This is a genomic window from Burkholderia sp. APQ4-4ca, assembly GCF_057837105.1.
Genome location: NZ_JBYQCG010000242.1, coordinates 41,918 through 52,352 on the forward strand (window position 1 = coordinate 41,918; position 10,435 = coordinate 52,352).

The 10,435-nt window shown below is 68.6% G+C and carries 8 protein-coding genes; 4 read left to right on the forward strand and 4 right to left on the reverse strand.

Annotated features, from left to right (window positions below):
* From AC3IFE_RS31665 to AC3IFE_RS31680, 4 genes are all read right to left on the reverse strand, one after another.
* Positions 1-657, reverse strand: a 657-nt coding sequence (locus tag AC3IFE_RS31665; protein ID WP_489194235.1) for a DNA ligase LigA-related protein, incomplete at its 3' end; no start/stop codon positions are given.
* Between the two features lie 165 nt (positions 658-822).
* On the reverse strand, positions 823-2,109 hold the full coding sequence (locus AC3IFE_RS31670) for a cell division protein ZipA C-terminal FtsZ-binding domain-containing protein (protein ID WP_089467736.1): 1,287 nt from the start codon (positions 2,107-2,109) through the stop codon (positions 823-825).
* Between the two features lie 85 nt (positions 2,110-2,194).
* Entirely contained in the window at positions 2,195-5,707 is a 3,513-nt protein-coding gene (gene smc / locus AC3IFE_RS31675; RefSeq protein WP_489194236.1) for a chromosome segregation protein SMC, read from the reverse strand.
* Between the two features lie 139 nt (positions 5,708-5,846).
* The gene (locus AC3IFE_RS31680; protein WP_089467738.1) at positions 5,847-6,788 is read right to left on the reverse strand and encodes a DMT family transporter; all 942 of its coding nucleotides are present in this window, start codon (positions 6,786-6,788) and stop codon (positions 5,847-5,849) included.
* Positions 6,789-6,946: 158 nt separating this feature from the next.
* Here AC3IFE_RS31680 and dapC point away from each other — a divergent pair, with 158 nt between their 5' ends.
* From dapC to dapE, 4 genes are all read left to right on the forward strand, one after another.
* A complete protein-coding gene (dapC, locus tag AC3IFE_RS31685; protein WP_489194238.1) occupies positions 6,947-8,194 on the forward strand; it encodes a succinyldiaminopimelate transaminase in 1,248 nt (415 codons plus the stop codon).
* A 45-nt stretch (positions 8,195-8,239) separates the two neighbouring features.
* A complete protein-coding gene (gene dapD, locus AC3IFE_RS31690; protein ID WP_006478479.1) occupies positions 8,240-9,067 on the forward strand; it encodes a 2,3,4,5-tetrahydropyridine-2,6-dicarboxylate N-succinyltransferase in 828 nt (275 codons plus the stop codon).
* The gene (locus AC3IFE_RS31695; RefSeq protein ID WP_006478478.1) at positions 9,067-9,435 is read left to right on the forward strand and encodes an ArsC family reductase; all 369 of its coding nucleotides are present in this window, start codon (positions 9,067-9,069) and stop codon (positions 9,433-9,435) included. The genes dapD and AC3IFE_RS31695 overlap by 1 nt, the downstream gene beginning before the upstream one ends.
* Positions 9,436-9,524: 89 nt before the next feature.
* Positions 9,525-10,435: succinyl-diaminopimelate desuccinylase (gene dapE, locus AC3IFE_RS31700; protein ID WP_489194242.1), on the forward strand; the 911-nt coding region annotated here is incomplete at its 3' end.

Consider the following 10,435-nt stretch of genomic DNA (forward strand, 5'->3'; position numbering starts at 1 on the left):
CGCGTTGCGCGGGTTCGCGAATTCGCGCTGCTCGGCCGCGCGCTGGCGTTCGTTCAGGCGTGCGAAATCGCGCTTGAACATCAGCACCTCGCCGCGCACGTCGAGCACCGCCGGCACGTGCTTGCCCTTCAGCTTCAGCGGAATCGAACGGATCGTGCGCACGTTCTCGGTCACGTCCTCGCCCGTCGTCCCGTCGCCGCGCGTCGCGGCCTGCACGAACACGCCTTGCTCGTAGCGCAGCGAAATCGCGAGGCCGTCGAACTTCAGTTCGCACGCGTATTCGACGGGGTCCGTCACCGAGCCGGCGAGATCGGTCGTCTTCGCGAGCGCGTCGGCGATGCGCTTGTCGAACGCGACGATGTCCTCGTCGGCGAAGCCGTTGTTCAGCGACAGCATCGGCGCATCGTGGACGACCGGCGTGAAGCCGCCGGCCGCTTCGCCGCCGACGCGCTGCGTCGGTGAATCGGGCGTCACGAGTTCGGGATGGTCGGTTTCGAGCTGCTGCAGCTCACGGAACAGCCGGTCGTATTCGGCGTCGGGCAGATCCGGCTGGTCGAGCACGTAATAGGCGTAGTTTGCCCGCTCGAGTTGGTCGCGCAGCCACGCGGCGCGCGCGTCGGGCTGGCTGGCTGGCGGTTCGGCTTGGGTTCGGGCCATGCTGGCGGCAGAGTCGTTCTGAAAAAATCGGTTTTCCGATTATCTCAGTTTGACGCCGCGGCGGGGCACGCAATGCGGGCCCGATGACGTGCTGCAGCGCACACCGCACGGTGTGCGCCGCGGAGACGAAAGACGGCGCCGAAAACCGCCGTCCGCGCCTTCGCGTTACTGGCTGAACAGGCGGCGCGTGACCGGCGAACCGGCCGGGATGCCGGCTTCCTCGAGCTTCGCGTACAGCTTCATCAGCTGCTGCTCGATCGCGAGCAGCGTCGACTCCGGCAGCGGCCGGCGCGAATCGTCGACGACGCGCGCGCCGATCCGCTCGGACAGCGACTTCGCGTAATCGCACATCAGCCGGAACGGCAGGATGTCCTCTTCGGCCACCGGCACGTCGAGCACCAGCGTGATCATGTTGCCGCCCTTGTACGTGAGGTCGTCGCGCAGGAAGTTCGTATCGCCGAACTGCAGCATGAACACCGGATTCTGCTTCGCGTCGAGCTTCACGAAGCGCGTGCCGTCGCGCGACAGCAGCAGCCCGTCCTGCGACGCGACCGCCTGCACGTAGTTCGCGGACCACGGCGCGCCGTCCGACATCACGTTGATCGACAGTTGCGCGTCGCACTGCGCGGCAAACGCGTCGAGTTCGCGCGCCATCGCGACCGTTTCCATCATGTCCGGGAATTCCGGCGCGCCGTCGATCGCGTCGGCGAACTGCTGGACGCCCGTCACGAATTCGGAAAATTCGAGTTCGTTCAGCGCGCCGCTGCGGTTCGCAAGCTGCGCGGCCGCGCGCAGCTCTTCGTAGCGCACGCCGTTCTGCAGCAACTCCCACTGGCCGCCTTCCGGCTTGCCTTCGATATGCACGGGCTTGCTGCCCGCGCGGCGCAGCCGCTGCGCGACCGGCAGGATCTTGTCGCCCGGCAGCGGGCCGGTGAGGCGGATCGGCACGATGCAGTCGATCCGGCGATCGACGATCGCGGGCGGCGCGGACGAGATCGTCGTCGCGGCCGGCATCACCGGTTCGGTCGGGCCGGCCGGTTCGGCTGCCGCTTCATGCGCGGCGGCGGTCACGGCTTCTTCGCCGGCAGCCGGCTCGGTCGATTCGGACGACGTATCGGCCCCCGTCGCCTCGGCCTGCAGGTCGGCCGGCGTATCGGCCGGCGCCGCGCCGCTCGCGGCCCCGCCGAACGTCGGCTCGACGCGCGCGGCTTCGGTCGCGGCGACAGCCGCCGCGACCGGTGCCGCGGGCTCGCGGCGCACCGGCTGACGTACCGGCTCGATGAACGGCAACTCTTCGTCGCGCTCGGGGCGGTTCATTGCCTCGACCGCTTCCTCCGGCATCGGGCGCGGCATCCTGCGCCGCACTTTCGCGCCCTGCCATGCGTTGTAGACCACGACGCCGCCCACCACGACGGCGCCCGCGCCGATCAAACCGAGTGTCAACTCGTCCATGCACGCTCCATCAGCAATTCTTTTTCGTCGGGACCGCGAACGGGCGCCCATGCGCCGCGCGAACGCGGTCCGGTTTCGTCAAACGTCAATTCTGGGCAAAACCCGCGGCGGTTTCCATGTCCACCGCGACGATCCGCGACACGCCCTGCTCCTGCATCGTCACGCCGATCAGTTGCTGCGCCATCTCCATCGCGATCTTGTTGTGCGAGATGAACAGGAACTGCGTCTTGTCGGACATCGCGCGCACGAGATTCGCGAAACGCTCGGTGTTCGCGTCGTCCAGCGGCGCGTCGACCTCGTCGAGCAGACAGAACGGCGCCGGGTTCAGCTGGAACATCGCGAACACCAGCGCGGTCGCGGTCAGCGCCTTCTCGCCGCCCGACAGCAGGTGAATCGTCGCGTTCTTCTTGCCGGGCGGCTGCGCCATCACCTGCACGCCGGCATCGAGAATCTCGTCGCCCGTCATGATCAGCTTCGCCTGGCCGCCGCCGAACAGGCGCGGGAACAGGTCGCTGAAATGACGGTTGACCTCGTCGAAGGTGCCCTGCAGCAGCGTGCGGGTTTCCTGGTCGATCTTGTGGATCGCGTCCTCGAGCGTCGTGATCGCGTCGATCAGGTCGGCCGACTGCGCATCGAGGAACACCTTGCGCTCGCTCGCGGCCTTCAGCTCGTCGAGCGCGGCCATGTTCACGGGGCCGAGCGCGTTGATCGCGTTGTTCAGCCGCGTGACTTCGCCCTGCAGGTAGGACGGCTTCAGATCCGGCGTCAGCTTCGCGGCCAGTGCGGTTTCGTCGACTTCGGCCGTGGCGAGCTGCTCGGCGAACTGCTCGACGGACAGGCGCGCGGCCTGCTCCTTCAGCTGCAACTCGGTGATGCGGTCGCGCAGCGGTTGCAGCGAACGCTCGGCGACGAGCCGCTGCTCGTCCGACGCACGCAGCTTCGCGGTGAGATCGTCGAGCTCGATGCGCGCGGCCTGCAGCGCTTCTTCCTTCACCGCGCGAATCTCGAGCGCGTCCTGCAGGCCCGTGTGCGCGGTCTGCTCGTTGATCGTCTCGAGTTCGGCGCGCGCGTCTTCCAGCGACGCGGCGACGCGCTCGCTCTGCTCGTGGGCGACCTGGATCGTACGCTTGAGCTCGTCGATCCGGGTCACCGCGTTGCGTGCGGCGAAGCGCGCGTCGTTCGCGCCGCGCTCCAGGTCGCGCGCTTCCTGACGCGCCTGCGTCAGCGATTCGTCGAGCGACTCGAACGCGAGCTGGTTGTCCTCGAAGCGCGCCTGCAGTTCCGCGAGCTCGCCGTCGAAGCGCTCGAAATTCGCTTCCGACTCCGCGCGCAGCGCACGCTGCTCTTCGATCTGCGCGCCGATTTCCTCGAGTTCCTCGCGGATCTGCATGCTGCGCTGCGTGTAGCGTTCGTGCGCCTGCGCGAGCTTGAGCACATCCATCTGCAGCGCATGCACGCGCTGCGTCGCGCGTTCGGCTTGCGCGCGCACGTCGCCAAGCGCCTGCGTGGCCTGCGTATGCGCGGCTTCCGCCCGCACGGCGGCCGTGCGCGCCTCGTCGGCGAGCAGCGCCTGCGCGCGCACCTGGCGCGCCAGGTTTTCGATTTCCTGCTGGCGGGCCAGCATCCCGGCCTGCTCCGAATCGGCCGCATACAACTGCACGCCGACCCGCGTGACCATATGGCCGGCCTTGACGACGAACGCGCCGCCTGCCGGCAGTTGCGTGCGCGCCGCGAGCGCCTGCGCGACGTCGTCGGCGACGTATACGTTGCCGAGCCAGTCGTTCAGCACCGCGCGAATGCCCGCGTCGTCGATACGCACGAGCGACAGCACCGGGCGCAGCCCGGCCACCGCGGCGGGCGTCTCGCCGGCCGCGGGCGGCGCGTAGAACGCGAGCTTCGCGGGCGGCGCATCGGTCGCGAATGCCTTCACCCAGTCGAGATTCGACACTTCGAGCGCGGCGAGGCGCTCGCGCAGCACGGCCTCGAGCGCCGCTTCCCAGCCGGCCTCGACGTGCAGCTTCTTCCACAGACGCGGCAGCGCGCCGAGCTCGTGCTTGTCGAGCCACGGCTGAATCTTGCCCTCGGTCTGCACGTTCTCCTGCAGTTGCTTCAGCGCGGCAAGGCGCGCCTCGAGCTGGTGGATCTGGGCGGCTTCGGCCTGCACGCGCTCCTGAGCGGCGCGGCGTTCGCCGTCGAGGCGCGGCACCGTTTCCTGCGCGTCGGCCAGGCGGGCCTGCGCTTCCGCGAGAATCTCTTCCTGCTCGGCCAGTTGCATGCGCAGCTCTTCGAGCTGCGTCTCGTCCGGCGCGTCGAGCCCGCCCGCTTCGCTCTTCAGGCGCTCGTGGCGCTGCTGAAGCTGCTGGAGCTGCTGGTCGGCGTTGCGCTGATGCGCGGCTTCGAGCTTCAGCGACTGCTCGGTCTGCGCGATCCGCGCGCGCTCGTCGTTGAGCTGCGCCTGCGCGTCGCGCCACTTCGCCTCGAGCGCCGGCAGCGCATCGTGCTTGGCGGCCGCGTTGTCTTCGGCGAGCGCGGCCTTCTCGTCGGCCATCGCGCGCGCTTCTTCGGCTTCCTCGAGCTCGTCCTGCGACTTCTCGGCCTGCGCGCGCCACTGCTCGCGTTGCGCGTTCAGCGCGGCGATCTGCGCCTGCACGCGATTGCGCGATTCGACGATGAACTTGATCTCGGCTTCGAGGCGGCTCACCTCGGCGTTCGCTTCGTAGAGCGCGCCCTGCGCGCCCTGCATCGCATCGCTCGCCGAGTAGTGCGCGACGCGCAGCGTCTCGAGCTGCGCCTCGACTTCGCGCAGCTTCGCCGTCTGCGCCTCGAGGTCGATCTGCGCCTGTTCGATCGCGCGCTGCTGCTTCTGCTGCTCGCCGGCGGCCTCGTTCTTGCGCAGCAGCCACAAGAGGCGCTGCTTCTCCTCGCCGTCGGCGACGAGTTCCTTGTACTTGGTCGCGACCACCGCCTGCGCCTCGAGCTTTTCGAGGTTCGCACCGAGTTCGCGGACGATGTCCTCGACGCGCGTCAGGTTCTCGCGCGTGTCGTGCAGACGGTTCTCGGTTTCGCGACGGCGTTCCTTGTACTTCGACACGCCGGCGGCTTCCTCGAGGAACACGCGCAGCTCTTCCGGCTTCGCCTCGATGATCCGCGCGATCATGCCCTGCCCGATGATCGCGTACGCGCGCGGGCCGAGGCCGGTGCCGAGGAAGATGTCCTGGATGTCGCGGCGGCGCGCCGGCAGGTTGTTGATGTAGTAGCTCGACGTGCCGTCGCGCGTCAGCACGCGCTTCACGGCGATCTCGCCGTACTGGCCCCACTGCCCGGCCGCGCGGCCGTCGGAGTTGTCGAAAATCAGTTCGACGCTGGCCCGGCTGCCGGGCTTGCGGGCGGTCGAACCGTTGAAGATCACGTCCTGCATCGATTCGCCGCGCAGCTCGGACGCGCGCGACTCGCCGAGCACCCAGCGCACGGCGTCGATGATGTTGGACTTGCCGCATCCGTTCGGGCCGACCACGCCGACAAGCTGGCCCGGAACCTGGAAATGCGTGGGATCGACGAAGGATTTGAAGCCAGCGAGTTTGATCGAGCTCAGACGCACGGCGGTATCGGATGTGAAGAAGGTGTGAAACGGACGGGGCCGTGCGGAGCGGGGCCGCGAAGCCCCTGCGCGCGACGCGCCCCGGAATTCAAAAACGGGGCCGCGCGCATCCAGCGTTGGGCCCCGCAAACGGCTTCCATCATACCATCGCGCGTGCGCCGTCCCGACCGTCGCCGGGTTTATCCGGTGCCGGCGCGGCACGATGGACCCGGCTCGACAGCAGCGTCGCCAGCACGATGCACGCGCCGCCCGCCCACTCGCGCGCGCTCGGCAGCTCGTTCGCGAACACCCACGCGGACAGCGCGGTGATCACGATCTCGAACAGCATGATGATCGACGCGCGGTTCGCCGGCACGCGTGCGAGGCCGTACTGGACGAGCAGGTTGTTCGACGCCATCGTCACGCCGATCGCCGCGATGATCAGCGCGGCCACGCCCAGCTGGCCGCTCGCCGGCGCGGCCGGCAGCCCCTCGAACAGCGACGCGATCGCGCCGAACACGGCCGCGCCGCCGAACAGCGTCGCGGTGCGCATTTCGGCGCGCATGTCGGGCAGCTCGCGGCTCGCCTTGATCACCAGCACGTTGCTCATCGCGAAGCTCAGCCCGGCCGCGAGGCCGGCCCATTCGGCCGGGTTGGCCGGCAGCGGCAAGCCGAGCGACGGCGACCACAGCATCAGCATCGCGCCGCCAATCGACAGCGCGGCGAGCCCGGCGCCGGCCCAGGTCAGCCGCTCGCGCAGCAGGAAGTGCGCGTAGATCGCGGTCCAGGCCGGCGTCAGGTAGAACAGCAGCATCACGCGCAGCACCTCGCCGTGGATCGTGCCCCAGACGAACCCGAGGTTCGTCACGCCGGCCGTCGCCGCGATGGCCGGCAGCACCCAGTGCCAGCGCAGCGTTGCAATCGTGCGGTGGCGCGCGACGATCACGAACAGGAACGCGACGAGGCTCGTCAGCGCGCTGGCCAGCGTGCCCGTCACGCCGAGCGACGCAAGGATCCGCAGCGGATACCAGATCAGGCCCCATACCGACGCGCCGATCAGGATGGCCAGCGTCGGCAGGCTGCCGCGTACCGCGTTGTTCATTTGATTCGATACCCTTTATCCGAGCGGCCCGGCCGCCGCTCCGGCAGGCCGTGACCGCATTCCGTCACGCTATAATCGTCCGTTGCGAGCCGCGCGCCCCGGCGCCCGCTCGCAGCCGCGCGGCGCGCCCGCCGCTTCTTTCGCTCCAACCGGCCGCGATGGCCGCTTCGCCCGTGAACCCTCGACTCGACTCGCTCCAGCCCTATCCCTTCGAAAAGCTGCGCGCCCTGTTCAAGGACGTGACGCCCGGTGCCGGTACGCCTTCCGGCAACCTGAAACCGATCAGCTTCGGCATCGGCGAGCCCAAACACGCGACGCCGGCGCTGATCCGCGACGCCGTGGTGGCCGCGCTCGACGGCCTCGCGTCGTATCCGGCCACCGCCGGCTCGGACGCGCTGCGCACGTCGATCGCGCGCTGGCTCGAACGCCGCTACGGGCTGCCGGCGATCGATGCGGCCACGCAGGTGCTGCCGGTGTCGGGCTCGCGCGAGGCGCTGTTCTCGCTCGCGCAGACGGTGATCGACGCGCGCCCTGGTGCCGACGGCAAGAAGGCGATCGTACTCTGTCCGAATCCCTTCTATCAAATTTACGAAGGCGCGGCGCTGCTGGCCGGCGCCGAACCCTATTTCGCGAACAGCGACCGGGCCCGCAACTTCGCGTGCGACTACGCGGCCGTGCCCGATGAAGTGTGGGCGCGCACGCAGTTGCTGTACGTGTGCTCGCCCGGCAACCCGACGGGCGCCGTGCTGACGCTCGACGACTGGCGCGAGCTGTTCGCGCTGTCCGACCGCCACGGTTTCGTGATCGCATCCGACGAGTGCTATTCGGAAATCTATTTCGACGAAGCGGCGCCGCCGCTCGGCGGCCTCGAGGCCGCGCACCGCCTCGGCCGCGGCTTCGAGCGGCTCGTGATGCTCTCCAGCCTGTCGAAGCGCTCGAACGTGCCGGGCATGCGCTCGGGATTCGTCGCCGGGGACGCCGCGCTGCTCAAGCCATTCCTGCTGTATCGCACGTACCACGGCGCCGCGCTGTCGCCGGTCTGGCAGCACGCGAGCATCGCCGCGTGGAATGACGAGGCGCACGTGCGCGAGAATCGCGCGCTGTACCTGCAGAAGTTCAATACGGTCACGCCGATGCTCGCCGACGTGATCGACGTGAAGCTGCCCGACGCCGCGTTCTACCTGTGGGCCAACGTCGCGCGCACCGGCCTGTCGGACACCGAGTTCGCCCGTCGCCTGTACGCCGACTATAATGTGACGGTTCTGCCCGGCTCGTACCTTGCGCGCGATGCGCATGGCACGAACCCGGGCCGCGATTTCATCCGGATCGCGCTCGTCGCGGGCACCCCCGAATGCGTCGAGGGCGCGCAACGCATCGTCGATTTCTGCCGCGCTCTCGCGCGGTAAGACGTCCCTCCCGATCAATTCCATCCATCTCCTGCGAAAACGAACATGTCGCAACAACTTCAGCAAATCATCGATACCGCCTGGGAAAACCGCGCCGAGCTGTCGCCGAAAGCCGCGCCCGCCGACGTCCGCGAGGCCGTCGCTCACGCGATCGAGCAACTCGACAAGGGTGCGCTGCGCGTCGCCGAGAAAATCGACGGCAACTGGACGGTCCACCAATGGCTGAAGAAGGCCGTGCTGCTGTCGTTCCGCCTGGAGGACAACGCGCCGATGCCGGCCGGCGGCTACTCGCAGTTCTACGACAAGGTGCCGTCGAAGTTCGCGAACTACACGGCCGAAGACTTCGCCGCGGGCGGCTTCCGCGTCGTGCCGCCGGCCATCGCGCGCCGCGGCTCGTTCATCGCGAAGAACGTCGTGCTGATGCCGTCGTACACCAACATCGGCGCGTACGTCGACGAAGGCACGATGGTCGACACGTGGGCGACGGTCGGCTCGTGCGCACAGATCGGCAAGAACGTGCACCTGTCGGGCGGCGTCGGCATCGGCGGCGTGCTCGAGCCGCTGCAGGCGAACCCGGTCATCATCGAGGACAACTGCTTCATCGGCGCGCGCTCGGAAGTCGTCGAAGGCGTGATCGTCGAGGAAAACTCGGTGATCTCGATGGGCGTGTACCTCGGCCAGAGCACCAAGATCTACGATCGCGAGACGGGCGAAGTCAGCTACGGCCGCATCCCGGCCGGCTCGGTCGTCGTCGCCGGCAACCTGCCGTCGAAGGACGGCTCGCACAGCCTGTACTGCGCGGTGATCGTCAAGAAGGTCGACGCGAAGACGCGTGCGAAGGTCGGCCTGAACGAGCTGCTGCGAGGCGACTGATGGCGAAGCCGCACACCGTGGTCGTCTACGGCATTCCGAACTGCGACACCGTGAAGAAGGCCCGCGTGTGGCTCGACGATCACGGCGTCGAGTTCGAATTCCACGATTTCAAGAAGCTCGGCGTGAGCGCGCCGCTGATCGAAGACTGGCTGAAGGACGTGTCGCTCGACGCGCTCGTGAACAAGCGCGGCACCACGTGGCGCGGCCTGGACGACGCGATGAAGGCGGCCGCCGAAACGAAGACCGGCGCGGTCGCGCTGATGATCCACAAGCCGTCGGTCATCAAGCGCCCCGTGCTCGTCGTCAACGGCCGCGTGAAATCGCTCGGCTTCGTGGCCGATCAATACGCGGCGCTGTTTGCCGCATAGGGCCGCCCGCGCCGCGCCTGCGGGCGTAGCCCGCGCCCTGTCGCTGCCGGCCACCGCGCCGGCATTTTTTATCGAAAGTGGTCCGAACCATGTCCGCCACCCTAGCCCTTACCGAACAGCTGATCGCCCGCGCGTCCGTGACGCCCGACGACCAGCACTGCCAGCAGATCATGACCGAGCGCCTCGCCGCGCTCGGCTTCGAATGCGAGACCATCGCGTCGCACGGCGTGACCAACCTGTGGGCCGTCAAGCGCGGCGCCGACGGCCGCGACGGCAAGCTGCTCGCGTTCGCGGGCCACACCGACGTCGTGCCGACCGGCCCGCTCGAACAGTGGACCTCGCCGCCGTTCGTCCCCGCCCATCGCGACGGCAAGCTGTACGGCCGCGGCGCGGCCGACATGAAGACGTCGCTCGCGGCGTTCGTCGTCGCGTCCGAGGAATTCGTGGCGGCCCATCCCGACCACCGCGGCGCGATCGCGTTCCTGATCACGAGCGACGAGGAAGGCCCGGCCACCGACGGCACCGTGAAGGTCGTCGAGTTGCTGCAGGCCCGCGGCGAACGTCTCGACTACTGCATCGTCGGCGAGCCGACGTCGACGGCCGAGCTCGGCGACGTCGTCAAGAACGGCCGCCGCGGGTCGATGTCCGGCGAACTGGTCGTCAAGGGTGTGCAAGGCCACATCGCGTATCCGCACCTCGCGAAGAACCCGATCCACCTGCTCGCACCGGCGCTCGCCGAGCTCGCCACCGAGCAATGGGACGCCGGCAACGAATACTTCCCGCCGACCACCTGGCAGGTGTCGAACCTGCACGCCGGCACCGGCGCGACCAACGTGATCCCCGGCCACGCCGACCTGCTGTTCAACTTCCGCTTCTCGACCGCGAGCACGGTCGAAGGCCTGCAGGCCCGCGTGCACGCGATTCTCGACAAGCACGGCCTCGAATACACGCTGAAGTGGTCGGTGAGCGGCCTGCCGTTCCTCACGCCGCGCGGCGAACT